The 26,067-nt window shown below is 55.7% G+C and carries 25 protein-coding genes; 16 read left to right on the top strand and 9 right to left on the bottom strand.

Annotation, left to right across the window (positions count from 1 at the left end):
• Positions 1-143: 143 nt before the first annotated feature.
• Positions 144-761: a class I SAM-dependent methyltransferase gene (locus F5984_RS01595; RefSeq protein ID WP_185155389.1), complete on the bottom strand. Its 618-nt coding sequence runs from the start codon at positions 759-761 to the stop codon at positions 144-146.
• Between the two features lie 269 nt (positions 762-1,030).
• On the opposite strand from F5984_RS01595, the gene F5984_RS01590 reads away from it, so the two are divergent.
• The 9 genes from F5984_RS01590 to F5984_RS01550 all read left to right on the top strand — a co-directional run bounded on the left by F5984_RS01590 (position 1,031) and on the right by F5984_RS01550 (position 11,884).
• Entirely contained in the window at positions 1,031-1,456 is a 426-nt protein-coding gene (locus F5984_RS01590; protein WP_152122172.1) for a PqqD family protein, read from the top strand.
• A gap of 3 nt (positions 1,457-1,459) precedes the next feature.
• Positions 1,460-3,307 (top strand): glycosyltransferase, encoded by a 1,848-nt coding sequence (locus F5984_RS01585; RefSeq protein ID WP_152122171.1) that lies wholly within the window; start codon positions 1,460-1,462, stop codon positions 3,305-3,307.
• Positions 3,304-4,005 carry a glycosyltransferase family 2 protein gene (locus F5984_RS01580; protein WP_152122169.1) on the top strand — a complete coding sequence of 234 codons (702 nt, stop codon included), beginning with the start codon at positions 3,304-3,306 and terminating at the stop codon, positions 4,003-4,005. The genes F5984_RS01585 and F5984_RS01580 overlap by 4 nt, the downstream gene beginning before the upstream one ends.
• Before the next feature lie 14 nt (positions 4,006-4,019).
• Positions 4,020-5,162, top strand: coding sequence for a nucleotidyltransferase domain-containing protein (locus F5984_RS01575; RefSeq protein WP_152122167.1), 1,143 nt, complete (start codon positions 4,020-4,022; stop codon positions 5,160-5,162).
• Positions 5,159-5,965, top strand: a complete 807-nt coding sequence (locus F5984_RS01570) for a lipid II flippase family protein (protein ID WP_152122165.1) — start codon at positions 5,159-5,161, stop codon at positions 5,963-5,965. The genes F5984_RS01575 and F5984_RS01570 overlap by 4 nt, the downstream gene beginning before the upstream one ends.
• Positions 5,966-6,044: 79 nt before the next feature.
• Positions 6,045-7,928, top strand: a complete 1,884-nt coding sequence (locus tag F5984_RS01565; RefSeq protein WP_152122163.1) for a heparinase II/III domain-containing protein — start codon at positions 6,045-6,047, stop codon at positions 7,926-7,928.
• A 61-nt stretch (positions 7,929-7,989) separates the two neighbouring features.
• Complete coding sequence (locus F5984_RS01560) at positions 7,990-9,180, top strand: cytochrome-c peroxidase (protein WP_152122162.1); 1,191 nt, start codon at positions 7,990-7,992, stop codon at positions 9,178-9,180.
• 391 nt (positions 9,181-9,571) lie between these two features.
• Positions 9,572-10,801, top strand: coding sequence for a DUF2264 domain-containing protein (locus F5984_RS01555; RefSeq protein WP_185155388.1), 1,230 nt, complete (start codon positions 9,572-9,574; stop codon positions 10,799-10,801).
• A 144-nt stretch (positions 10,802-10,945) separates the two neighbouring features.
• Positions 10,946-11,884: a sugar phosphate isomerase/epimerase family protein gene (locus tag F5984_RS01550; protein WP_152122160.1), complete on the top strand. Its 939-nt coding sequence runs from the start codon at positions 10,946-10,948 to the stop codon at positions 11,882-11,884.
• Between the two features lie 51 nt (positions 11,885-11,935).
• On the opposite strand, the gene F5984_RS01545 is transcribed toward F5984_RS01550, so the two are convergent.
• Positions 11,936-12,919: a GlxA family transcriptional regulator gene (locus F5984_RS01545; protein WP_152122158.1), complete on the bottom strand. Its 984-nt coding sequence runs from the start codon at positions 12,917-12,919 to the stop codon at positions 11,936-11,938.
• 144 nt (positions 12,920-13,063) lie between these two features.
• On the opposite strand from F5984_RS01545, the gene F5984_RS01540 reads away from it, so the two are divergent.
• Positions 13,064-13,315: a hypothetical protein gene (locus F5984_RS01540; protein WP_019987865.1), complete on the top strand. Its 252-nt coding sequence runs from the start codon at positions 13,064-13,066 to the stop codon at positions 13,313-13,315.
• A 96-nt stretch (positions 13,316-13,411) separates the two neighbouring features.
• Here F5984_RS01540 and F5984_RS01535 read toward each other — a convergent pair whose 3' ends face one another.
• Positions 13,412-14,128, bottom strand: coding sequence for a hypothetical protein (locus F5984_RS01535; RefSeq protein ID WP_246168767.1), 717 nt, complete (start codon positions 14,126-14,128; stop codon positions 13,412-13,414).
• Positions 14,129-14,350: 222 nt separating this feature from the next.
• Between F5984_RS01535 and F5984_RS01530 the strand changes: the two genes are divergently transcribed.
• The 3 genes from F5984_RS01530 to F5984_RS01520 are packed head-to-tail and all read left to right on the top strand — an operon-like array spanning position 14,351 to position 17,034.
• Positions 14,351-15,829 (top strand): META domain-containing protein, encoded by a 1,479-nt coding sequence (locus F5984_RS01530; RefSeq protein ID WP_152122156.1) that lies wholly within the window; start codon positions 14,351-14,353, stop codon positions 15,827-15,829.
• Positions 15,830-15,847: 18 nt separating this feature from the next.
• Positions 15,848-16,324, top strand: coding sequence for a hypothetical protein (locus tag F5984_RS01525; RefSeq protein ID WP_152122154.1), 477 nt, complete (start codon positions 15,848-15,850; stop codon positions 16,322-16,324).
• A complete protein-coding gene (locus tag F5984_RS01520; protein ID WP_152122152.1) occupies positions 16,312-17,034 on the top strand; it encodes a hypothetical protein in 723 nt (240 codons plus the stop codon). The genes F5984_RS01525 and F5984_RS01520 overlap by 13 nt, the downstream gene beginning before the upstream one ends.
• 160 nt (positions 17,035-17,194) lie before the next feature.
• Here F5984_RS01520 and F5984_RS01515 read toward each other — a convergent pair whose 3' ends face one another.
• The 4 genes from F5984_RS01515 to F5984_RS01500 form a co-directional block, all read right to left on the bottom strand.
• Positions 17,195-17,374 (bottom strand): hypothetical protein, encoded by a 180-nt coding sequence (locus F5984_RS01515; RefSeq protein WP_152122150.1) that lies wholly within the window; start codon positions 17,372-17,374, stop codon positions 17,195-17,197.
• 150 nt (positions 17,375-17,524) lie between these two features.
• Positions 17,525-18,892: a HAMP domain-containing sensor histidine kinase gene (locus tag F5984_RS01510; RefSeq protein WP_152123121.1), complete on the bottom strand. Its 1,368-nt coding sequence runs from the start codon at positions 18,890-18,892 to the stop codon at positions 17,525-17,527.
• Positions 18,893-18,926: 34 nt separating this feature from the next.
• Positions 18,927-19,613, bottom strand: coding sequence for a response regulator (locus tag F5984_RS01505; protein ID WP_152122148.1), 687 nt, complete (start codon positions 19,611-19,613; stop codon positions 18,927-18,929).
• 631 nt (positions 19,614-20,244) lie between these two features.
• Entirely contained in the window at positions 20,245-21,393 is a 1,149-nt protein-coding gene (locus tag F5984_RS01500; protein ID WP_185155387.1) for an RNA-guided endonuclease InsQ/TnpB family protein, read from the bottom strand.
• Positions 21,394-21,456: 63 nt separating this feature from the next.
• Here F5984_RS01500 and F5984_RS01495 point away from each other — a divergent pair, with 63 nt between their 5' ends.
• Positions 21,457-21,603 carry a toxin-antitoxin system HicB family antitoxin gene (locus tag F5984_RS01495; RefSeq protein ID WP_152122144.1) on the top strand — a complete coding sequence of 49 codons (147 nt, stop codon included), beginning with the start codon at positions 21,457-21,459 and terminating at the stop codon, positions 21,601-21,603.
• Between the two features lie 131 nt (positions 21,604-21,734).
• Entirely contained in the window at positions 21,735-23,039 is a 1,305-nt protein-coding gene (locus F5984_RS01490) for a voltage-gated chloride channel family protein (protein WP_221412950.1), read from the top strand.
• On the opposite strand, the gene F5984_RS01485 is transcribed toward F5984_RS01490, so the two are convergent.
• Positions 22,960-23,955 carry a glycosyltransferase family 2 protein gene (locus tag F5984_RS01485; RefSeq protein ID WP_152122142.1) on the bottom strand — a complete coding sequence of 332 codons (996 nt, stop codon included), beginning with the start codon at positions 23,953-23,955 and terminating at the stop codon, positions 22,960-22,962. The two genes, F5984_RS01490 and F5984_RS01485, sit on opposite strands and share 80 nt — an antisense overlap.
• Positions 23,952-24,914 (bottom strand): SDR family NAD(P)-dependent oxidoreductase, encoded by a 963-nt coding sequence (locus F5984_RS01480; protein ID WP_152122140.1) that lies wholly within the window; start codon positions 24,912-24,914, stop codon positions 23,952-23,954. Before F5984_RS01480 ends, F5984_RS01485 begins: the two co-directional genes overlap by 4 nt.
• 270 nt (positions 24,915-25,184) lie before the next feature.
• Between F5984_RS01480 and F5984_RS01475 the strand changes: the two genes are divergently transcribed.
• Positions 25,185-25,919, top strand: a complete 735-nt coding sequence (locus F5984_RS01475; protein WP_152123119.1) for a tyrosine-protein phosphatase — start codon at positions 25,185-25,187, stop codon at positions 25,917-25,919.
• Positions 25,920-26,067: the final 148 nt, after the last annotated feature.

Below are 26,067 nucleotides of genomic sequence, written 5' to 3'. Positions count from 1 at the left end.
CCATCTCTTAACCAACAGTTGTCGTCCCGAATTTTCCGTAATCGGTAGAATAGGCATCCAAGGCATCAGCTTTCTACTAAATTCAGACCTACCCCGAGTTTGCTTGCCTATCCGGTTGGCAATTCGGGACGACTTCCGTTTGCCTATTCTGTATCCTTACGAATCAGAACCTGATAACCCGTGTACAAGACCGTTTTTCGGTCGCCGAAATGTTTGAGCAGCAGGTCGATAGCCCCCTGACAACGTGCATGTACCGGCTGATCGGGCTCCCAGAGGTAATCATCAAATAACATAAGCCCGCCTACTTTAAGTAGCTCCCAGCTATAAATTCCGTCGGCCAGTACATTAATGGCCTCATGCGCACCGTCGATGTAAATTATATCGAAACTAGCGGGCGGTAGCTGAAGCAGGGCTATCTCCGACCGTTCCTGAATCAGGGTTACCTGCCCAGCTTTGCCGGTGAGGCTAATGTTGTGCATAAAGCGCGGGCGGGGCGGGTTGACAGGCCACGGCATAGGATCTACACATACCAGTTGAGCCGTTGGGTGTGTTAGTACATTCTGGAGAAACCAAACCGCCGACCGGCCCTCAAAACTACCGATTTCGAGTATGCGCAAATTAGGTGCATTGCGGTAACGTGTAAACCACTGTTCCCAGTTGGAGTAATTATAGGTAGTCCAGTCGGAGGTAAAATCAAACGTACTGATCTGCTTGAGCTGCCTTTCAAACTTCTTTTCCCGTAGCGAACGTAAGTAGTTCATTAATAAACCTGTAACCTGATTAATCCGATGGAGAGAAGAGATAATATTACGGTGCATTGTGTAGTAACGAAAGTAAAGTTGGCAAAACAACCCGCTAAAATTAAGGGAAATCCCTTAGCCTAACAGATGAAAGTAATACTATGATAGTATATTTGCGTTGAGTCAAGTAGGTTTACTAACCTGTTTTAATAGAGGGACTTACACCTCTTACCTGCAAGTTACCTCCCTACCGAAACGCCCCGTTACTTGTTATCTCTTTCGTGCAAGACATGTCTTTTCCTGTTTACCGTACTAATACCCCCGCCGTTGTAGGTGAGTTTTTTGATAACGAAGTTATCCTCGTCAACATGAGCATGGGCCATTACTATAGCCTACGCGACACAGCAGCTACCATCTGGCAGGGCCTCGATGCTGGCCTCTCAACCGAAGCCCTCGTCCAACGGCTCGTAGACAGCTACACCGTTGAGGCCGCCGAGGCCGAAGCCGCCGTGCTCACCTTTTTAGAGCAACTTGTCCGCCAACACCTCGTTGTTCTGACCGACCAACCCCTCGCGACTAAATCGCTGGATACGCCCTCAGCCCGCCGACCTTACACCCACCCCCTGCTTGAAACCTACACGGATATGCAGGACTTACTGGCCCTCGACCCTATTCACGACGTTGACCCTCAGCAGGGCTGGCCTATTCAGAAGTAAACAATGCCTGCTTCTACAGTCTCCTTTTCAGCGTTTGCCCAAGCCTGTTTCTCCGCCTGTGCCAACCTGACAGCTCCCGTGTATACGCAGACATTTGATTTTGCCGCCTGCCGCTTACAGATTCAATTTGTGGGGGAGGTACCTGTCTCTTTTTTTACCGATGCCATTGCGCATCGGGCCGTAAACGACCAGGCCAATCTCTCCATTTCCGACTTGACCGTTTGGGTAGCCGACCGCCACAACTCGGCGCTCCAACTACCCGCACCTTTCTGGTCGTGGGGAGAGCTGGGGCAGCACGGTACTATTCCGGGCATTGACCCCCAACAGGGCTACGCATCCTATCAGCAGGTGGGCAACGTATTTACCCTTCTCGACCGGGCAAACAACCGGGCTCTTATCTGGGCCGACAACCTCACCGACCTCCCCGAATGGGAACGTAGCTTTCCCTTTCGGACACTGCTCCACCAATGGCTCGAGCCTACACCCTGGGTACTGGTGCACGCGGGGGGTGTAGGAGACCCTACAAGCGGGCTGCTGCTTACGGGGAAGGGGGGCGCAGGGAAGTCGACGGCCACACTAGCCTGTCTCGATGGTGGCCTTGGCTACGCCGGCGACGACTTTGTACTTATCGACACCACCACCGGACTCGTCCATTGTCTCTACAATGTAGCCAAACTCGAAGCCGACAACCTGAGCCGTTTTCCGCACTGGGCCTCTCAGGTGGCCAATCGCGATTCGATGCCCGCCCAGAAAGGACAGCTGTTTGTTTACCAGCACCGGCCCCAACAGGTGCTCAATCAGTTTCTATTGCGGGCCATTGCCCTACCACACTTTGGCGGAACAACAGGCACCACCTATCGCCCGGCAACCTCCGCCGAGGCTCTGCTAGCCCTTGCCCCCTCTACGATGGCCCTGCTCGGAGCCGGACCGACTACCTTCCGCAAACTAACCCAGCTGGTAGAGCAATACCCCCTCTACTGGCTCGAAACCGGTACCGACCTGCCCCAGATTCCGGCGGCTGTTCGGGGTATATTAAGCCAACTTAACCCAAAGCCAATGCCCGACGCCAAGCCCCAAACCGACACCAGTAAGGCTGCCCCACAGCCCCTAGTCAGTGTGATTATGCCTGTTTACAACGCAGAACGGTTTGTAGGCGACGCTATTCGATCGGTGCTCAACGGACAATACCCAAATGTTGAGATTATTTGTGTAGACGATGGCTCCACCGATTCGTCGGCCCAGATTGTGCAGGCTTTTGGGCCAGTAGTGCGTTACGTATATCAGGAAAACCGGGGGCCGGCAGCCGCCCGTAACCGGGCCTTCGAGCTGGTGCGGGGCGAGTTTGTAACGTTTCTGGACAACGATGATCTTTACCCGGACTACAAACTGAGCAAACAGCTGGCTACGTTTGCCGCCGAGCCCGACCTGGACGTGGTCTTTGGCAAAACCCAGTATGTTTTTCTGGATGGTTCTAACCCGGAGCGGTTTCACTTCCCCGATGAGTCGCGCACGGTCTGGAATATTCTGATGGGGGCCGGGCTGTTTCGAACAAGCGTATTTCGGCGCATTGGCCTTTTCAACGAAGAACTGCGTATTGGCGAAGATGGCGACTGGTACAACCGCGCCCGCGAACAAGGTGTCCGAATTCGCTCTACCGATGAGGTCATGCTCTACTACCGACACCACGATGCTAATTACACCCGCGATGAGGAACTGGTCAAAAGTACCCTGCTAAAGGCCATCAAATACTCGCTCGACCGCCGACGCAGCGGACAAACCGTGCAGGCACTGCCCCATTTTTCACAATTCCAGCAGGAAACTCCCCCAGCCGAAACCCAAAGCCCGTCATGACCGTCAGCCCTACCGTTAGTGTAATCATACCAGCCTACAATGCCGGGCGGTACGTGGTTGAATGCCTTGAATCGGTATTAACCCAGACCCGGCTTCCGACCGAGGTAATCGTGATCAATGACGGCTCAACCGACGACACCCTCGAATGGCTATTGCCGTTTGCCGACCGGGTCTGGCTCCACAGCCGCGAAAACCGGGGCGTATGTCAAACTCTCAATGAAGCCATCGGTTACGCATCGGGCAACTTAATTGCTTTTATTGATGCCGACGACCGCTGGGAGCCCCACAAACTGGCTCGCCAACTCGAATATATGGCACAAAACCCGGCACTGGATGCCTGTTTTAGCTATATCAAGCAATTTGTCAGCCCCGACCTGCCCGCACCCGTCAGGGCCAGTATTGCCTGTCCTGCAGAGGCCCAACCAGGGTGGTCGAAAATTACGTTACTCATTCGACGCGACGCCTTTGCTCGTACTGGCTTGTTTGACCCGGCTTACCATACCGGTGACTTTATCGAGTGGTTTACCCGCGCCAAACACGTAGGGCTCTGCTATGCCATGCTGCCCGATGTACTGGCCCACCGGCGCTTACACCGCAACGGACTGGCTTCGCAAACCCAGCACCAGCACGAATTCGCCCAGATTCTGAAAGCTCACCTGGAACGCCAGAAAACAAAAGCACCCCAACAGGAACCCTAAGTTATTCATATCGAGTGCGTTATTACTACCAACTTCTTCCCGACCAGCAACTGCTTCTTAAAGCAGCTGTGCTCCCCGCTGCAGAAGCACTCCCCTATTGGCAGGCTTACCGACAGGCACGGGGAGTCGGTCGGTTTTCGCCCACCGACCAATCGTTACTCCCCCGCTTATTTGATCCCGTCGACTGGGAATCTCAACGGCTGATGCCCCTTATTTACCGTAATCTGGAACCGACCGGCGACGCACTTGTTCCGCACCTGCGCGGTATTTATCGCTATACCTGGATGAAAAACCAACGGCATCTTCTCAAAATGCAGCAGGTAGTACGCGTATTCAATGAGGCCGGTATTGAGTCGATGATGCTGAAAGGAATCCCGCTGACCCTCCACTATTATGCCGATGCAGGGGTACGAATGATGGGCGACCTCGACGTGATGGTGCCTTTTGAGCAGGCTACGCAGGCAATTGCCTGTATTCAGCGCCCCCCGCTGAATCTGCGGGTGAGCCAATACGAAACCCGCCACCGCGATACTATACACGCTATGCACGGATGGGACGCCGACAAAATTGACGTAGACCTGCACTGGCACCTGCTATCCCAGCATGCCTACCCATCGGCCGATGCCCCGTTCTGGAATAACCGGCAAACTATTACTCTGCCCGATAGCACACCGGCCTACATGCTCTCGGCTACGCATCAGTTGTTTCACGTACTCGCCCACGGCAGCCCGCTTTTTCACGCTACGACCACCCCCATTTTGCGCTGGATTCCCGACAGTCTGGCCGTTTGTCGGCGGGCTGACCCCACCATCGACTGGACCGAGCTGGCCGAGCTGGCCCGCCAATACGGCCTTACCGCCCCCATTCAGCTTGGGTTGCGGCTGCTGACAGATGAGTTTGGATTGGCCCTGCCCGACTCGGTACACCGCTGGCTACACGACGCGCGCCCCTCGGCTACCGAGCAAACGTACTATAGTCTCTTGCCCGTTAAGTCGTCGAATATGTTGAGCAAAGCCTACCGTTACATCAGAAAACAACAGCTGGCTTACAACCTGTTTCGGAAAGGCAAACCCGGTCCCTCGCAGATACGCTGGATGTATAAACAGGCCCGGATGCGCTACGACTGGAAAAACCACGATTTACCCTACGACGTATGAACGCGTCGCTCGTTCTGGTTATCGGGCTAACTTTTGTTATTACCCTCATCGGGACACTCGCCCTGGCCGTACGAATTGTGGGGTTACGCACCCACCGCTGGTCAATGGCGTATGCCCTGTTCAACATTATGGTGTTGGTATCGCGGTTGGCTAGTACCCTACAGGCTCCGTTGTTGGCCAAAACCATCGAAACAAACATAAAAGCCGGGCAGCTGGGAGGAACCGCTGAGTTCCGGTTTATTATGTTCTCGGCCACCCTCGCCACCCTGGTGGGGGGCGGGCTGTTACCTTCGTTTCAGCGCGTACTGGGGCGGGCTGTCGAACGGTACTATGATTACCGCTCTATCCCAAAACTTATGCTCTCCAGCCTACGCTGGCGTACGCTGCGACGGATGCCAGCCTACCTCAAATGGCCCGATCCGGCCAACCTCGACGGCTTGTATCGTCGGCGGGTGGTGTCGATACCTATGCTTATGCTCAACGCCGTATCAAGCGCTGTGCTGACGGCCGGGGTGCTGGCTACACTCTACGCGGGCTACCTCAACCCCGATCTACGCTCAACCTCAGCGTCGATGTCAGGGCTAATTAACGGACTGGCTACTATTCTGGCCACCCTGTTTATCGACCCCGATTTGGCACTGCTGACCGATGAGGTGGTCGCCGGGCAAGTAAGTCAGGGAGCGTATCGGCGGTATCTGGCGCAGACACTACTGGCCCGGCTGGCTGGAACAGTACTGGCACAGGTTCTACTCATACCATTTGCGCATGGGATAGTATGGGGGGCTGAGATGCTACGGGTGTAGGAGCTAATCTAAACTTTCATGCCCACAACCAGGCTAGTTTGTTTGGGTAAACAACCCGTGCCTTGTGCCTTTGGTAGGCATGAAAACCACAACCCGACTCGCCTTTTTCGCCCTCCTTCTCTTTCTGGCATCGACGCTCTCCCGCGCCCAGACCGACACCGTGCGGGCCAACGCCAAATTGCCCGATCACCCGCGTCTGTTGCTGCTGAAAGGCGAGGAAAAAGCCCTGCTCAAAGCCATTCAGGCCGACCCGGTCTGGACGAAGGCGCACGGGGCTATTCTGGCCGAATGCGACCGGATGCAGAGCCTCCCCCCCGTTGAACGCATCCAGATTGGTCGGCGGTTGCTCGACAAGTCACGCGAGGCCCTGCGCCGGATTTTCTTTCTGTCGTATGCCTACCGGCTGACGGGTCAGAAACCCTACCTCGACCGGGCCGAGCGCGAACTGCTCGCGGTGTCGGCCTTTAGCGACTGGAACCCGTCGCACTTTCTCGATGTCGCCGAGATGACCATGGCCGTGTCTATTGGCTACGATTGGCTTTACAACGACCTCTCAGAAACGGCCCGGACGCAAATCCGCGAAGCCATTCAGAAAAAAGGCATTGAGCCTTCGCTCGAAAAGAAACATAACAGCTGGCTGACCGCTACGCACAACTGGAATCAGGTTTGCAACGCGGGCATTACGTTTGGCGCGTTGGCCCTTTACGAAAATAACCCTGAGCAGGGGCGTATGCTGGTGAACCGCGCCGTTCGGACGGTGGTGCGCGCTATGGCCGACTACGCCCCCGACGGTGCCTACCCCGAAGGCTACAGCTACTGGGGCTACGGCACCACGTTCAACGTGCTCCTGATTAGTGCCCTCGAACGTGCCTTCCGCAGCGATTTTGGATTATCCCGCCAGCCGGGTTTTATGCAAACGGCCGATTACCTCCTGCACATGACCGGCCCCTCGGGAGCGTCGTTTAATTACTCCGATGCCGGCCGTGGGGGCGGGGTTCAACCGGCTATGTTCTGGTTTTCGCAGAAACGCAACGACCCCTCGCTCCTGTGGGTTGAGCGCACCCACCTGACCGCCGACCCCAAACCGATGCTCAACGACCGGATTCTACCCGCCATGATGGTCTGGGGAAAAGGCGTGAAAATGAACCGGATTAACCCGCCAGCCGCTACCCTGTGGGCGGGCGGTGGCAAAAACCCGGTGGCTTTGTTCCGGTCGTCGTGGCAAGACCCCAAAGCCGTATATGTGGGCATGAAAGGCGGCTCGCCCTCGGTGAACCACGCGCACATGGACGCGGGCTCGTTTGTACTCGAAGCCAATGGCGTGCGCTGGGGCATGGACCTCGGTATGCAGGATTACAACTCGCTCGAATCGAAGGGCCTGAACATCTGGGGCAAAGACCAGAACGCTCAACGCTGGCAGGTGTTTCGGTACCGCAACGAGGTACACAGCACGCTGACCGTCAACAACGAACTGCAACGGGTAAACGGCAACGCCCCGCTGACCAGCTACGCCAGTACGCCCGCGTTTCAGAATGCCACAACCGACCTGAGCAGCGTGTACCAGGGGAGCCTTAAAACGGCCCGGCGGGGTATTGGGCTCATGGCGGGCAGCTACGTGGTGGTACGCGACGAACTGGAAGCCGCTGCCCAACCGACCACGGTTCGTTGGTCGTTGCTGACACCGGCTGAGGTGAGCATTACAGGCCCCAACACGGCCGAGCTGCGGAAAGATGGGCAAACACTCACCCTCCGCGTGCAGGAGCCCGCTCAGGTAACCATGAAAACCTGGAGCACCACCCCGCCCAACTCGTACGATGCGCCAAATACTGGTTCGTCGGTAGTAGGATTTGAGGTGCAGATGCCCGCCGGGGCAACGGGTGCACTCACGGTCTTGCTCATTCCGCAGGGGGCCAACGTGCCCACCACGCCAACCCCGGCCCTGAGCAGTTGGCCGCGTAAATAAATCTGTCGTGCGTGTACCCGTTGGCGGGAACGGCCCGGCTTTTAAACCCGTGTTTTTCGGTATGAAACGTCATAAACGCATTCTTCTCGGCATAGCGGGGCTCGTTTTTGGGGCCTCGGTGGCTCTGAGCTGTCAGTCAGAACGGCAGGAGCGCCTGAGCCAGAAAGAGCCGCCCGACGACATTTCGGTGCTGGAAGCCTTGCCGGTACACGTACCCGAACCCAGCGACAACCCCGGCACACCCGCCAAAATAGAACTGGGCCGGATGCTTTTTTACGACCCAATTCTGTCGGGAAAACGGGATGTAGCCTGCGCCACCTGCCACCACCCCGACTTTGGGTACGCCGAGTTTTTGCCCGTATCCATCGGGGTCAATGGGGAGGGTACAGGCACCAAGCGGCATTTCCGCGAGCCCAACACCATTCCGTTGGTGAAACGTAACTCGCAGTCGGTACTCAACGCGGCTTTCAACGGACTAACCCACGAAAACCCCGTTGGGGCCGAGCAGGCACCCATGTTTTGGGATTTACGGGCCAGCAGCCTCGAAAAACAGGCACTCGAACCCATCAAAGCGTTTGAAGAAATGCGGGGCCATGCCTACGCCAAAGAGGTAGCCCCCGACAGCGTAGTGGCCCGGCTTCGGCGTATCAGTGAGTACCGACGCCTGTTTGGGCAGGCCTTTGCCGACCCCGTGCCGGTCACCGTGCCGAATCTGGCGCGGGCGTTGGCCGCCTACGAACGTACGCTGGTTGCCAACAACTCACGCTTCGACCAGTTCATGCGGGGCGACAAATCGGCCCTCTCGCAAACCGAGCAGGAGGGGCTGGCGCTGTTTCTGAAGTCGGGCTGTGCTAAATGCCACAACGGCCCCATGCTGTCGGACTTTAAGTTGCATACCCTCGGTGTGGCCGATTACGCGGCCTTGCCCGAATCCGACGCTGGCCCCGACAACCGGTACGCGTTTCGGACGCCCACCCTCCGCAACCTGAGCCGCACAGCACCGTACATGCACAACGGCACACTGCCCGACCTTCAGAAAGTACTTATGTTTTACGAAGACCTATCGGGCACTACCATTGCCAACCCGCGCGTACAGGCCGAGCAGCTCGACCCGCTCACCAAACACCTGCGGGTGCAGTTTCGCGACATCAACACGATTATTGAGTTTCTGAACACGCTCAACGACGATTCCTTCGACCGGAACATTCCGAAGCGCGTACCCAGCGGCCTGCGTGTTGGTGGCAACCTTTGAATGGTTTAGATTTTTGGCGGTCGAAAGACCTTTTAGATTTACAATGGCACGCGGATAACGCTAATTTAACGGATTCGCGCTGATGAGTAAATCTGTGAAAATCGGCCCAATCCGTGTCATCCGCGTGCCAATCTTTTACGTGTAAACGGCACGCGGATAACGCTAATTTAACGGATTTACGCTGATGAGTAAATCTGTGAAAATCCGCTTAATCCGTGTCATCCGCGTGCCAATCTTTTACGTATAAACGGCACGCGGATAACTCTAATTTAACGAATTCGCGCTGATGAGTAAATCCGTGAAAATCTGCCTAATCCGTGTCATCCGCGTGCCAATCTTTTGAATTCAAATCAAACGCAGATAACGCTGAAACCACAAACAACCTCAATCTGTGAACCGTCGCTTTTTTATTCGCCAATCGGCTGGCGTACTGGCCGCACCCGCGCTGACCATCCCGAACATACAGCCTCAGCCCAAGCCCACCACCGACCGGGTCTACTGGCTCCAGACCCTGCTCAAAATTGCCGAGCCGGTGCTGGTAACCGCAGCCGCTGGGCAACTCCGCGAGAAGATGCCCGTCGAGTCGGCACCGGGACAGCAGGCAAGTCGGCAGGCGGTTACGCATCTGGAGGCTCTGGGCCGCACACTGGCGGGTATAGCCCCCTGGCTTGAGGCCGAGGTACCCGCCGATGAAAAAGCGCGTCAACAGCGTTTTGGCGAACTGGCCCGGCAGGCCATTGCCCGCGCCGTTGACACAAATAGCCCCGGTACGTACCTCAACTGGACCAAAAATAACCAGCCCGTTGTAGATGCCGCGTTTCTGGCCCATGCCCTCGTTCGGGCGCCGAACGCCCTCTGGGCCAGGCTCGACACCACTGCTCAACAGAATCTGCTGGCAGCCCTCCGCCAAACCCGAACCATCAAGCCGTTTTTCAACAACTGGCTCCTATTCAGTGGGATGATTGAAACGGCCTTGCTTAAACTGAACAGCGAAGCCGACGAAATGCGGCTCGACTACGCCATTCGGCAGCATGAGCAGTGGTACAAGGGCGATGGTGTGTACGGCGACGGGCCTAATTTCCACTGGGACTACTACAACAGTTTCGTGATTCAGCCAATGCTCGTAGACATAGTGCAGACCTTGCTGCCGCTGCGGAAAATAAGCAAAGCCACCGTCGACCCGATTATGGCCCGCGCCAAACGGTTTGCCGTCGTGCAGGAGCGGCTCATTGCCCCCGATGGCTCGTTTGCGGCATTCGGGCGGTCGCTGGCGTACCGGTGTGGGGCGTTTCAGCACCTGGCCCAGATGGCTCTGCAACGGTCGCTGCCCGACGAGCTACCGGCCCATCAGGTTCGGTCGGCGCTGACGGCCGTGATTCGGCGCACCATGGACGCTCCCGGCACTTTCGACCCGAATGGCTGGCTCACCATTGGGCTATGCGGGCATCAGCCCTCGCTCGGCGAAAATTACATTTCAACCGGGAGCTTGTACCTCTGTACGGTGGCGTTTCTGCCCCTGGGTCTACCCCCTACCGACCCGTTCTGGAGCGGCCCCACCGTGGATTGGACGGCCCGTAAAATCTGGTCAGGGCAAGACGTAAAAGCCGACCATGCCCTGTAAAATTGAGGGAGTGAATGAATAATGTATAATGAAGAATGATTCTCCAGCTGATTATCAAGCCATTTATTACCTTTCTTACACTATACATTTTACAGTATCCATTCTACATTATACGCTATACATTTGACGTTTACTGATTACTCCATGACACCCTTTTCCGACAGTCGCCGAACGTTTCTGAGCCATCTGGCCACCACAGCCGCCGTAGCGGCCAGCACCGACCTCTGGGCCGCTACCCCCGCCCCCGAACCACTCCGGATTCAGGTCTTTACCAAACACCTCGACGGATTTAGCTACGACGAAATAGCGGGCCTATCGGCCGAAGCCGGTTTCGATGGGCTCGATATGACCGTCAGGCCAGCAGGGCATGTACTGCCCGAACGCGTTGCCGACGACCTACCTCGCGCTATTGAAGCCGCCCGGAAAGCGGGACTTAGCATCCCCACCATTGTGACAGCCCTCACGAGTGCCGAGTCGCCCCAGGCCGAGGCTATCGTGAAAACAGCTGCCGCGCAGGGCGTACGGGCCTACCGAACCGGCTGGATTGATTACCTACCAAACGAAACGATGGAGGCCGGGGTCGCGCGGATTCGCAAAGACCTGGCTGGACTCGCCCGGCTCAATCAGAAATACGGTATTCACGGCGGGTATCAGAACCATAGCGGCCAAAAATTTGGCGCTCCCGTTTGGGACCTCGCCGATGCCCTGCGGGGGCAGGATGCCCGCTACCTCGGTTGCCAGTACGATCTGTACCATGCCACCGTCGAAGGGTCGAACAGCTGGCCACTAGGTTTCCGACGCATTCACCCCTTCGTGCGTACGGTCGACGTAAAAGATTTTCGCTGGATGGGTTCGGGGCAGAAACTAAAAAACCAATCGGTGCCGCTGGGTGAAGGGCAAACCGACTTCCCGGCTTTTTTCCGGCTTATGAAACAGGTTGGTGTGCGACCGCTGCTGTCTATCCACTTTGAATACCCCATGCCCACTGCCAAAGACGGGGCTGAGGGACGCAAACAACTCGTAGCCGGCATGAAACGCGACCTGACAGTGCTCAAAAACTGGCTCTCCGAAGCGGGTCTGTAGCAAGTCCTGCTTCATCCAATCGCCAATTCATCAAATCGCTCATTCACTCAATCAACTCAGCGTCACCACGTCGCGGCTGTATTTCCGGCGGTAGTCTTGCGGAGTAAGGCCGGTAATCTGCTTAAACACCTTCCGAAACGTTTTCACGTCGTTATAGCCCGCATTGTACATGATGGAGCTAACGTCGTCGGCGTTTTTTTCGAGGGCTTTCTTGGCCGACTCCACCTTCACGCGTTGCAGGTATTCGAGCGGGGTGTTTTGGGTGGCCTGTTTGAAGCGCCGGATAAAATTGCGCTTGCTCATATTGGCCTGTTCGGCAATTTGCTCCACCGAAATAGGCAGATGGTAGTTTTGTTCGATGAAAGTCTGGGCTTTCAGAATCGGCGCATCTTCGTGCTTGCGCTGCCCCTGAAATACCACAAAATGCGACTGACTTACCCGGTCGAGGTCGATATTGAACCGGCGGCTGACTCCAATGCTGATGTCGCGCCCGCAAAACTTCTCGATCAGGTACAGAATCAGGTTCCACGACAGCAAGGCCCCGCCACTGGTGTAGATACCGTCTTTGTCGGTCATAACGCTATCGGTCAACACCTCCACATCGGGGTAGCGGTGTTGCATGTCTTCGAGCGCGGTCCAGTGCGAGGTACACGACCGCCCCGCCAACAGGCCCGCTTCGGCCAGAAAATAGCTTCCCAAACACATACTGGCAATTTCGGTGCCCTCAGCCCGGCGGGCCAGTAACCATTCAATCAGGCGGCCGTTTTTCGACAGGGCCAGCTCGGGGCTGACATAAAACGCGGGCACCAGCACCAGATCGGTTTCGGTTACCTCATCGAACGTGCGTGAGCTGATAAACTGAGCCGGTACATGGAGCTGAATAGGCCCGCCGGCATCGCTCACCAGTTCGAGCTGAAAGGCGGGCGACTGGCCCATCTGCCCCAGAAATCCGTTGGTGGCGAGCAGGAGATCAATGGCGCCGGAGATCGACGACAGCACCGCGTCTTCGTAGACGAGCAGGGCAACTTTCTTCATGGTTTTCGGGGAAATAGGTACCCCAAAAATACGCAATTCCGGGCAGATTTGGTGGCACAAACGCCCCCGAAAATAGGCACGCTTAGCCCGTATACGTTTGGAGAATTTTGCCGATTTTTACCGACCGCAAAACAACAAATCCCGATGAACCTCCGAACCGATTTCCCCGAGTCGATCCTGTTCAAACGACGGGTCGAAGTATTCAAAACCAACGTGGCCGCCCCCCAACAGGCCGATGCCCTCGCCCAATTACTCAGCCGTCAGTTCGGATTGTACCGCGTCAATTTCGACCTCGACGACTGCGATAACGTGTTGCGGGTTGAGGGTAGCCAGATCAACCCCGACCGAATCATGAGCGTTCTGCACGCCGTGGGGTATGAGTGTGATTTATTGTAAGGAGGAAAGGAGAAGGGAGGAAGGAGCAAGGGAACGGTTGAGCGATGTGTACCCTTACCTCTCTTCCTCCTTCTCCTCCGATTCCTCCTTTTTCCCTTACTCCTTCCCTACCGCCGTCACTTTCACCCGGCTGTAGTAGAGCGACTGATCGCCTTCAAAGCCTGAATCGGTGCCGACGAAGACCCAGAGTTCACCAGCCTCGTTTGTCTTGACCGTCAGGGGCTTGCCTTTGTTCGACCGCTGAATCAGGGCGTATCCTTCTTCCTGTTTACCGTTGGCTACGTTGCCAATGATAACCGCATTTTTACCCTCATCCGACTGTGAGCCTTTGTCGACACTCAGGTGGTAAAAATCGTCTTTCTTCACTTTTTCGGGTTTCTGCGCCGATGCCCCGGCTTTCAGAAACACGCTCGTAGCCGGTGAGCCGCCAATGCCGATGCTGTTTTCGGGGTACATGGAGGCCAACTCCACATCGAACAGCAACGTGTACTCCGTATTGGGAGCCAAACCGGTCAGTTTTTTCCGGACAAACATAAACAGATCGTCGCTACGGTTGCGACCGTACACGTGCAACGACTTGCGCGTGCTATCGAGCGGGCTGGGCAGTTTTACGTATTCAAATTTAAATTGGATGAGGGAGTCCTGCGCGACCCCGTAATCGGTGTATTCGCCCTCCCAGCCGTTCTGTCCATTGGCAAATGTTTCGTCCAGCAAAACACCGGTAGTTGGTTTGGGAGTCAGCGACTGATTGTCCTGACAGGCCACGCTCACCAGGGCGAGTAGGGCCAACACAGACGTGGTTAATCGATTCATGCGTGTTGTTAAAAAATAAAACAAAAGGGGTTGAACACCTCCGGAGTGTACCCAATAGACCCCGTTTATTTCTCGACCGTTGGAATAGAGTATCAAAAAAATGGTCTTATTTCCCGCTGCCGTCCGCAACATGCATACAATCAATTTATTAGCAAACGGCTCATCATTTACTAATTAGTGCGTTACATTGCATTTTCGTCCCATCACCAACACGTTCCCTATATGTTGCACGCTATTCACCCATTGAAAAGCGGTTTACTCGCCCTGGTGGCATTGCTCACGCTGAGTACAGCGCGGGCGCAATCTCTACAACCCGGCTTCGATCCGGCCGAGTACATTGAGCTAATGAAAGTGTCAGCTCGCTTTGGCGACTCCACCTACGTAGCCAGTTATCCGGCCCCGCAACGCTTCAAGCCCGTATATCGCTCGCCTATTGTGGGGCTCGACAACCGCTGGGACCTCTGGACCGACAACGCGCAAACGGCCGTTATCAGCCTGCGCGGCACTACGGCCAACAGCACCAGCTGGCTCGCCAACTTCTACGCGGCTATGGTGCCGGCCAAAGGTGATTTACAGATAAGCGATACCGAAACGTTTGCCTACAACCTGGCCGAGAACCCCAAGGCGGCCGTACACGTAGGCTGGCTGGTAGCTACCGCATTTTTGAGCAAGGATATTCTGCCCAAACTGGATTCGAGCTACCAGAAGGGCGTCAGAAATATTCTGGTGATGGGGCACAGTCAGGGCGGGGCCATTGCTTACCTGCTGACGGCCCATTTGTACAACCTCCAGAAATCGGGGCGGTTACCCGCTGATATGCGCCTGAAAACGTACTGTAGCGCCGGGCCTAAGCCGGGTAACCTGTACTTCGCCTACGAGTACGAAGCCATGACGCAGGGCGGCTGGGGCTTCAACGTGGTCAACTCCGCCGATTGGGTGCCCGAGGTGCCTCTGTCTATCCAAACCCTCAACGATTTCAACGTGACTAACCCGTTTTCGGGCGCACCCGATGTAATCAAAAAGCAAAAGCTCCTGAACCGGATTGTGCTCAAACACGTGTACAACAACCTGACCAAACCCGCCCTGAAGGCGCAACGAAACTACCAGAAGTACCTGGGTACCATTGCCTCCAAAACGGTTCGCAAAAACCTGAATGGCTACGTAGCGCCTGAGTACTACAACAGCAACCACTACGTTCGGACGGGCCAGACCATTGTGCTCCGGGCCGACTCCGCCTACTTTGTAAAATACCCCGAAAGCAAAGAGAAAATATTTGCTCACCATTTTCACCCGCCCTACCTGTTTCTGACCGAGCGGCAGTTTTTGGGGGCCGCGCAAACAGGGGCGGCAGGGAAAAACACGGGGGCACTGGGCGGCAGCTGGGAGCTCAATTACATATCGGGGCCTCGCATTGCGTTTGGCGGCCTCTACCCGGAACAAAAGCCTACCCTTACGTTTGGCACCGACGGACGCCTGAGTGGCAACACCAGCTGTAATGCGTTCAACGGGCCCGTAACGGTCAGCGGCAACGGCATCCGTTTTGCCGACAGTATGGCTATGACCCGCAAAATGTGCCCCGGCGAGGGCGAGACCGTCTTTTTGAACACGCTCAAACGCGTGAATCGGTACGCTCTGAGCGACCCCAATACCCTTGTCCTCCTGACCGACGACGTGGCCGTAATGCGGTTTACCCGAAAATAACCACCTATTATCATCCCCATGAAAACACGATATAGAATCCTTCTGGCAGTATGCTGCCTCGGAACAGGCTGCCAGCAAGAACGGTCGGCAACAGATACGGAGCAAACGACACAAACCGCAGCCTCTACCAAACCAGGCAGCGCCATAACCACCGAATGCTACGCCTTTGCCTCACCCCAGGATAGCGTCCGGCTCAAGCTTGTCCGCTCCGGCAATACCATTACCGGCGAGTTACTTTACAGGTTTAGCGGAAAAGACCAGAACACGGGAACGATTACCGGCAGCGTACAGGGCGACACTATCCTCGCCAATTACACCTTCGAGTCGGAAGGGCAACAGTCGGTGCGGGAGGTGGTGTTTCTGCGCAAAGGGAACAAACTCGCCGAAGGCTACGGCCCTGTGCAGGAAAAAGACCAAGTGATGGCGTTCATTGACCGGTCGAAGCTGTCATTCGATAACGACATGCTGTTAACGCCCGTGCCATGCATACCCTGACCTTATCGCTCCGCCGGTTTAGTCGGCACCTCGCCTTCTCCCTGCTTTGCTGTAGCCCGGCTCTGGCGCAAACCTCGGCCCCCGAGCCGGGCCAAAAAACGGTTTATCTGCACTCCGTACTGGGTGTATCGGCCCCGGGGCTTTCGGCCCTCAACACCGAATTAACCAAAGCCGGTTTTCTGGCCCTGCCCGAACAGTATCTGGTTCGGGGGGCAGGTTTTACTACGTTGTTTCCACGGATCAGGCTGGCTACGTTGTTCAATTTCTCGTCGTACAGCACCACCCGAACGGAGCAGGGCCGCAGTAGCTGGACCCGGGCCTCTACGGCAGGCACCTCACTGGGGCTTATTGTCCGTAACCGCGAGCAGTTTCAGCTAATCCCGTACGCCGGGCTGGTGTTTTCGTGGTTTGGCGCTCGGCTGTCCGACGTTGCCCCCGCCAGCAACACCTTTGCCGGGTATCTGGTAGGCCCCACCAATCAGATTCACGTGGCCCGCAACCAGTTTATGGGGAATCTGGGCCTGCACGTAGCCCGGCCGAGTTTGGGCAGTAGCCCACTCGCCCGCAAACTGTTTGTGGGGGCGCGGGTCGGGTATTTCGTGCCCCTCACCCAGCCCGACTGGCAAACCAACGGGGTGTCGTTGAGTGGAGGTCCCCGACCCAACACCCAGGGGGCTTACCTGCATCTGTTGCTTGGCAGTGCGCTCTGATTAGCCCTAATAAGGCCAATAAAAAACCGGTCGGCCGGGCGCTTTCCCTGAAGAAAGTCGCCGGGCCGACCGGTCAGCTATGAGGGACATTACCCTTGGCAGTCAACACCCTGTTGATACGGAGCCGACTACCCTAAAAATACATCTCCTTGCGGTTAAATTAGGCAGCAACGAGGCTATTGCCCATCAGTTGCCGGTGACTTTGCCGACACCAGCGTAACAAATGGAGCCGCTCGGCAGGCGTTAACCAGCCCAGAAACTTACGCAACTCCTTACGAAACAACGCCCGGTCGAACCGCACTTTCTCCAGGACACATTTACTGTATTCGAGCCAGTTCATCGATTGGGGTGATTTAGGTTGAACGTCTACTACTTGAACTTCTTCTCTCAAAACAACACCAACAATCTTAAACCACCCTTACAGATCCATTAGAAAAAACTTAGAATTAGGGTGTGCACCCACCAACAACGTTAAACCCAAAACTCTAAACTAAAGATGCGGCAGCGAAAGCCGGAACGTGCTCCCCTCGTTTGGTTTACTTTCAAGGGTAATCTTGCCCCGGTGCAATTCAGCAATGCGCTGACAAATGGGTAGCCCCAGCCCAAACCCCTCGTACTCATGCACGTTGGACGCCCGCCGGAAGGGCTCGAAAACGGCAGCCTGCTCACCCACCGGAATGCCAATACCCGCATCCTGTACCACCACGTGGCACTGCTGATTATCGGTCGTGATGCACACCCGCGCCGTATGGTCGGGCGAGTATTTACAGGCATTATCAAACAGGTTGAGCAATACCCGGCGCAGGAGCATCGCATTGCCTTCTACCAGTGTTTCGTCGTCAATGTCGGGGGCCTGCCCGTAGTGAATATCAACCCGGTAGTTGGGGTGGCTGCTGAGCAACTCGTCGCGGGCTTCGAACACCGCATCGTCGATTCGTACCGGCTCCAGCGGCATCTGAATCACATCTTCGAGCGACCGCGCCAGAAACAACAAACTGTTGGCCAGGCCAATCAGCCGGTCGGTATCGAGCAACATCGTGTGCAGTACCCGTTCGTGCTCCGCGCGGTCGAGGGGTTGGCGCAGAGCCAGTTGTATTTCCGACTTGAGGGCCGTAAGCGGGGTACGCAACTCGTGCGACGCGTGCGAAACAAAGGCCCGTTGCTGGGCAAAGGCTTCGTCGAGCCGGGCCAGCAGGGCGTTGAAATTCATCGCCAGTTGTTCGAGTTCATCGCGCCGGTTGCCCTCGTCAAGCCGTTGCCGCAGGTTGCGGGCTGTTATGGACTTAATCTGCTGGTTGAACTCATTCAACGGCCGCAGCGACTGCCCCGCGAAGAAAATTCCCGCCAGAATCGTGAGGCCCACCCCCCCAATAAACCCCCAGAATAAGGTGTTGCGCAGGTGCCTCAGTTCGGTCAGGCCGGGGGCATCCAGAGCCGAGGCCAGTACCACGAGTTGCTGTTGTTTCTGGGTCGAAGCAATACCTACCATCTCGTACTGCCCCATTTGTACTTCGAGTTCGCCCTCCTGCCGGATTCGGTTTAGCAAGGCGGGTGGATGGTCAATCTCGGCATCATCAACACTGCTGTAGATGAGCTTATTGGCATGATCGAACACCAGCACTTTCTCGTCGAACAAGGCTGTGAGCGAGTTCCGGTCAATGATTTTGAGCATAGCCCGGTCTACCTCCTTCACGTGCACCAGAAACCGCACCGTTGTGCGGGCTTTTTGCTTCAGCCGGTCGTAGAAATCGTCGCGCCGGTAGGTCGATGCCGTCACGTAAATGATGCTGAACAACAACAGCAGAATGGTGGCTACAATGAGCGAAAACCGAAGGGCAATCTGAGCCCGGAGCGTCATGATGGTTGGAAACACGGGGCGGTTAACGGTCAGGTTAGTCTACTTTAAGCACATAACCCAGCCCCGACCGGGTATGGATCAGCTTGGGCTCAAAATCCTTGTCAATTTTCTTCCGCAAATAGTTGATGTACACCTCTACCACGTTAGTTCCTGGGTCGAAGTTGAGGCTCCATACACGCTCGGCGAGATCGGCTTTGGTCACTACCCGGCCCCGGTTCCGCACCAGTTCCTCCAGCAACCGAAACTCCTTCCCCGTCAGGTCAATACGCTGGGTATCGCGGTACACATCTTTGGCGGTCAGGTTCACGGTCAGGTTAGCGATCCGCACCACCTCATCGGCAATGTTGGCGTTGAGCCGCTCCGACCGCCGGAGGCAGGTAGCCACCCGGGCGCTCAGCTCCCGCCAGTCGAAAGGCTTCACCATATAGTCGTCGGCCCCGCGTTCCAGCCCTTCCACCTTGTCTTCCACTTCGCCCAGAGCCGTGAGCATGATAATGGGCAGGTGCGGCTTGGCCGACCGCAGGTTGCGGCATACCTCAAACCCGTTGAGGCCGGGCAGGTTAATATCTAAAATAACCAGATCGACCGGCTGTTGCAAGGCCAAATCACGCCCGTTGTACCCTTCGTACGCTATTTCGGTCTGATACCCTTCGGCGGCAAGGCCCCGACTGATATTCTGAGCAATACGGCGGTCGTCTTCAATAATCAGAATCGTTTTCATAGTGCGGCATCATACAGGCCGGTACAGCACCGGCCCAGCCTTCGTAATTCAGTAGCCTTTTGTTTCGTTACAGGAACCAGTAAAGATATCAGACGCTGGATACTGGACCTCTATCCTCTCTCATATCGGGGAATATTATCTATTGCCCAACGTACAGTACTGAAAACAAAGGTATCTTTCTCTTTCAAACGCCCGAAGGGCGCGCTATGTGACGGGTTCGGACACCCAGAGCAAAACAATATAAGTAATTATCTGTAAACCAATTTATTATAACCTTAAAATTAAAACTACAGTCCCAAAATGGGGCTAATTTCTAAGCTTTTTCTAAGGAAAGTGTAAGCTTCTTCTAACAGGCAAATGGTTAGTTTGCCAAACCAAATAAAGTCCCCCCCGTATGCCGAAGCCAACCGGCAAAAAGTACTAAGAGACTTTATATTACCTGGTGTTTCTGTTTTGAGTCGAGCCCGATCAGTCACGCAGATGACTCAACGTTATGAAGTTGTCTGTGAGTTGATTTTGCCATTGAAGCGTACTGTAGGGTTACCAGATAGCTCCCGACCTGCTGGCCGGGAGTTATTTTTTTTGACACTCCCCGGCCTAAAGGCACGGGGATTCTTGCTTCAACGTCCAACTAACGCCGGACTCCACAAGCTGAGAGACGCGGGGTCTCCCGTGCGGTATGCCCTACCGCCCTATTCTTTATATTGGTTGCTGCGTTCACGTCCCGCTCGTGCGTTACCCCACATTCAGGGCAAATCCACTCCCGAACCGAAAGTGTCAGGTCTGTATTGCGATAGCCACACTCCGAACAATCCTGCGAGGTGTGACGGGCATTGACCTTCTCAAACGTCCGGCCATACCAACAGGCCTTATATTCGAGCATTTGGGTTAGCGAGTACCAACCAGCATCCGATATGGATTTTGCCAGATGGTGATTCCCTAACATATTCTTAATCTGCAACTGCTCGACGGATATAGATTGGTTCTCTCTAATCAGCCGGGTCGTTAGCTTATGGTGAAAGTCTTTGCGGGTGTTGGCTACCTTCTGATGCTGACGGGCTAACTTCTGAACGGCCTTTTTGCGATTGGCAGACCCTTTCTTTTTGCGGCTCACCAACCGTTGCAGACGCTTTAATTTCTTCTCAGCTTTGTAGAGGTGTTTGGGATTCTCAATTGTTTCACCGTTCGAGGTGACTAAAAGGCTTTTGATTCCAACGTCGATACCAATACTTGCCGATGTTTCGGATAGTTGCTCAATGTATGTTTCCACACACAGGCATACATACCACCCGTCCGCACGTTCCCGAACGGTAGCCCGTTTGATTCGGTCCGGCGTTCCGGTTCCCGTACAAGGTTGACTATTGCGGTATCTGATCTTTCCAAGCTTGGGTAGCTGAACGTGCGTAGAGTTGATCTTAACGCCCTGCTTAAACGAAAAGGATTGATACTGACCCTTCCGGGCGAACTTGGGAAAACCCTTGCCCTGTTTAAAGAATCCATCATACGCATTGAATACGCGGTCGGTTACGTCCTGCAACGTCTGCGAGTGAACACAACCAATCCACGCTGTTTCTTTGGCAATTGGAGTAAGTTCTTTTTGAATCTCATTCTTGCCAATGCTCACTTTATGCTGTCCCCAAAGAGTATTTTTGTAGTCCAGTGTCAGGTTATAAATATACCGACACGCGCCTAACCATTGCCCCAATGCCTGTTGCTGGCTCGGGGTAGGGTTAAGTTTATAGCGGTATGTTTTGACCGCGTGGCGGACCGTCTGAATCATTACGCAATTGTATATCATTTATATATCACTTGCAAATATTTATGATATATATTTGCAAGTGATATGGAAAAGGAAACTCAAAAAGCCTATTTGGTTCGTATGAACCCAAGTCTACATAAGCAGGCCGAAGAAGCGGCTAAAAAGTTAGGTCTTAACTTTTCGGCATACGTCCGGTATCTTATCTCGAAAGACACTAACCCACCAGTCTGACGCACAGAACCTTACACCCATTCGGGCGCGTTGATCCGCCACGGGGCGCCCCGATTATATCCCCGACGGTCGGCCGCTGCCGCATAAAGGCGCGGGGCTTTGCGGGAGAATATTGTAATTTAATACCCTCTATGGCGGCTCGTCTTTCTCCTGTTGATTCCCTGACGGCTCTGGCCCGGTGGGCTCCCTCTCTCGTTTTTATTACGCGGTGGCTGGTCATCTGTACGCTCCTTTCGGTAGGCGTTGGCTCGGCTTCGGCTCTGTTTCTCGTCGCCCTCGACTGGGCCACCAACTGGCGCGAATCGAACCCCTGGATAATTGCCCTGCTGCCCCTCGGCGGCTTTCTAATTGGGCTGATGTATCACTACTGGGGGCGGTCGGTCGAAGGTGGCAACAATCTGCTCCTCGAAACCATTCACCGGCCCCGGTCGCCCATTCCGTTTCGGATGGCACCGCTCATTCTGATCGGTACGGTGGGTACGCACCTGTTTGGGGGCTCGGCCGGGCGCGAGGGTACGGCCCTACAACTGGGTGGGGCTATTGCCGACCGGCTTACGCCCGTGTTTCGCCTGCGCCCCCGCGACCGTCGGCTCCTGCTCATTGCGGGTATCAGTGCGGGGTTCGGCTCGGTGTTTGGTACTCCGCTGGCCGGGGCGATATTTGGCTTAGAAGTGTTTCTGGTGGGTCGGCTGAGTTACGAGGCCCTGTTTCCGGCCTTTGCTGCGGCTATTGGGGCCGATTACGTCACGCGGTGGTGGCAGGTTGGGCATACCCATTACCACATCCCGGCCGTGCCCGACCTCACGCCCGCCTACGCGCTCTATGCGGCTCTGGCGGGCCTTGTCTTTGGGGCAACGGCTATCCTGTTCAGCACCCTGACCCACCGCATCGGGCGGGCATTCAAAGCCCGGCTGGCGTTTGCACCCCTCCGGCCGCTGGTGGGCGGTACGTTGGTAGCCGGAGCCGTGTGGGCCCTCGGCAGTACGCGCTACATTGGCCTGGGCGTACCAGTTATTGTCGAATCGTTTGAGCAGACCCTTTCGCCTGCCGATTTCATCCTCAAAATCCTGTTTACAGCCCTTACGCTCGGTGCCGGGTTCAAAGGGGGCGAGGTTACTCCCCTGTTTTTTATCGGGGCCACGCTGGGCAGTGCCCTCTCGGCCTGGCTCCCCTTACCCACGGCCCTGCTGGCCGGTATGGGCTTTGTAGCTGTATTTGCCGGGGCGGCCAATACCCCCCTGGCCTGCATTCTGATGGCGCTCGAACTGTTTGGCGTAGCCTGCGGCCCTTACGTAGCTATTGCCTGCGTAGTGGCGTACCTGTGCACCGGGCACCGGGGTATCTACGGCGCGCAGGTTATTGGGCAGGCCAAGCAGTTGCGATGGGGGCGGCAACAGGGGCAGCGACTGACCGACCTGACCCGCCCGAAGCCCTGAACACCCGCCGAACCCGGTACGGCTTCTTCCCCTGCGATTCGTGATAGGTACGTAGCTGACCCTCAGCCAGCAACCCCATACCAGCCAGTTGCAGGCTCCCCAGCATGGCCACCGCACCCAACGTGACCAAACTGAACGATTCGGACCGGAAACCCAGCCCCTGCCCAACCCACAGCAATGCCCCCACGGTGGCCAGCAACAAGCTGAGCCCTCCAAACAGGTGCATGGGCTTGTGCCGGTAGCGTTTCAGGAAATACAGGTAAATGAGATCGCTCAACACCCGAAAGGTGCGGCTCAGACCGTATTTCGACTGGCCAATGGTGCGGGCATGATGCCGCACAGGCACTTGTACGATCCGCGCCCCCTCCAGATAGGCCAGAATACCCACAAACCGGTGCATCTCGCCATAGAGCCCGATGGACTTGGCCAGCTCAGCCCGAAACAGCTTAATGCCACAGCCATTGTCCTGCACAGGCGCTTTGAGCACCCAACGCACCAGCGCATTGGCCAGTTGACTGGGCAGTTTTCGGAGCCAGAACCCATCCTGCCGGGCCTGCCGAATACCCATGACCAGATCTACGTCCTGCCGTTCGGCAGTTTCGAGCATCCGCAGAATATCGGTCGGGTCGTTTTGGCCATCGCCGTCCATCGTGACGATAAAGGCCCCCGTGGCTGCGTCGATACCGGCAGCCAGAGCCAGACTTTGCCCGTAGTTCTTTTGTAAATCCAGCACCGTCAAACGCGGATGAGCCATCGCCTTCAGCTCGGTCAGTGTGGCATCGGTCGAGCCGTCGTTCACATAAATCAGTTCGTAATCGACGGGTTCGAGGGCCGCGCTCAGCTGACTGATAAGCGGGGCAATGTTGCCGGCCTCGTTGTACACCCCCACAACAACCGAGAGGTATGGTTTTTTCATGATAGAGAAAGTACGGTCGGTTTTCCTAACTGCTCGACCATGTGTGTGAGGCCCTCGCGCAAATTGGTGGCTGGCGCATAGCCGAGCAACCGCCGGGCTTTGTCAATGTCGGCGTAAGTCAGTGGAACATCGCCCGGCTGATCGGCCTGCCATTCAATGGGCGAATGCCGCCCGGTAATATCACGCAGCAACCAGACCAGTTCGAGCAGCGATACCGGAGCCGCGCTACCCAGATTGATCACCTCGTACCCACTCACCCGCCGGATGGCCCGTACCATACCGTCGACAATATCATCGACGTACGTATAATCGCGCTGACTGTGTCCATCGCCGAAAAGCCGGACGGGCTGCCCCCGGTACAGCTGATGCAGAAACCGCGAAATGGCCATATCGGGCCGCTGCCGGGGGCCGTACACCGTAAACAGGCGCAAACAGTACGCATTGAGACCATACAAACGGCTGTACTGACTGCACACCAGCTCAACCGCCCGTTTGGAAAGCGCGTAGGGCGATACTGGTTCATCGGCCGGGTCGGTTTCGAGAAAAGGCCCCTGCACCCGGTTGCCGTACACCGACGACGACGAGGCTACCACCACCCGACTAACGCCCGTATCGCGCATGGCGTCGAGCAGCACTGTGGTGCCGTTGAGGTTATGATCGAAGTAAGCAGTTGGGTTTTGTAAGGATGGCCGCACACCCGCCAGACCCGCCAGGTGCACAACCACATCAACGGCCTCGTGCCGAAGTACGTGACGCATAAACTGCGGTTGCCGCACGTCGCCCTCGTACACCATCACCGACCCGGCCGGGCCCAGCCGCCGGATGTTCTGGCGTTTCAGGGCCGGATCGTAGGCACTGTTGAAATTGTCGACAATACTCACCCGATACCCCTCACGCAGCAGTCGGCCCGCCAACGTTGATCCAATAAAACCGGCTCCTCCCGTAATCAGTACATTCATAACGCGCAAACAATGAGCGGTTTAACACACAAACCTATACACACTAAGGGGATAGTTTAGAACTCTGTATGCAATTTAATATGAACATTTAATAAAATTAGCTTTTTTTGTTATGCCAAACCAAAGTAGGTCGACTCAAACGATCACCGTAACAGCTAAAGAATCCCTCTTCAGGAGTGGAGTACGTGTACAAACGCAGTACGGTAGTCGGATGGGTTTGGCGTTTTGAGTGGATAGAAAGGTATGTGGGAGTATTTTCGACGGTGGCGTATGGGGAAACCCGACGATGGCCCTTTTCAGGAGCGCATGGCGGCTACATGGCCCGTAGATATGCACAATCACTTGCTTCCGGGCGTCGATGATGGGGTGAAAACCCTCGACGAAACCATGACGTGCCTCCGGCAATACGCGCAGTGGGGTATCCGGCGGGTGGTTTGTACCCCGCACATTAGCCAGGATTACCACCCCAACACGGTAGCCTTGTTGCGCGAGAAAGAAGCCCTGGTGCGGGCAGCCATTGCCGATGCGGAGTTGCCAATTACGTTTAGTGTGGCAGCCGAATACCTGCTCGATGAGAACTTTGACCATCAGCTCCGGACCGACTCGCTTATGACATTCGGAGAGGCTCAGTATGTGCTGATCGAAACCGGGTGGGCAGCCGCGCCCCGGCAACTCACCGACTGGATTTTTGCTATGCAGGTGAAAGGCTACACCCCCGTGTTGGCCCACCCGGAACGGTATCGCTATTACCAGACCGAGCCGTATTTGCTCAAGCAATTACGAGCCCAGGGGTGCCATATGCAGCTCAACCTCTTGTCGCTGACGGGGCGGTACGGCTCCCGAACCCAGCGGTTCGCGCAATTGCTTTTGCAGGAACACTGTGTTGACTTTCTGGGCAGTGATCTGCACCGAGAGGCTGATTTGGCCTGTTTGCCCGCCGTATTCACCTCAGCCGACTGGGACTTGCTTTCGAAACAACCTCTTGTGAATCAGAAGCTTTTGTAACGTGAGTTTATAAAGATTGGCAGTTCGATTCTGTGCTCTGCCCAAGACCTTCTAAGCCAGTTCCCACGTAATCATAACCCCAAACCGATACACTGAAACGTCGGCCACTCCAAAAATCTGGACCTTACCCTAACAACGATAAACCAGA

Source organism: Rudanella paleaurantiibacter (assembly GCF_009184635.1).
Taxonomy (GTDB): domain Bacteria; phylum Bacteroidota; class Bacteroidia; order Cytophagales; family Spirosomataceae; genus Rudanella; species Rudanella paleaurantiibacter.
The sequence above is the reverse complement of the archived record's forward strand: the minus strand, read 5'-3'. Positions and strand labels throughout refer to the sequence as shown.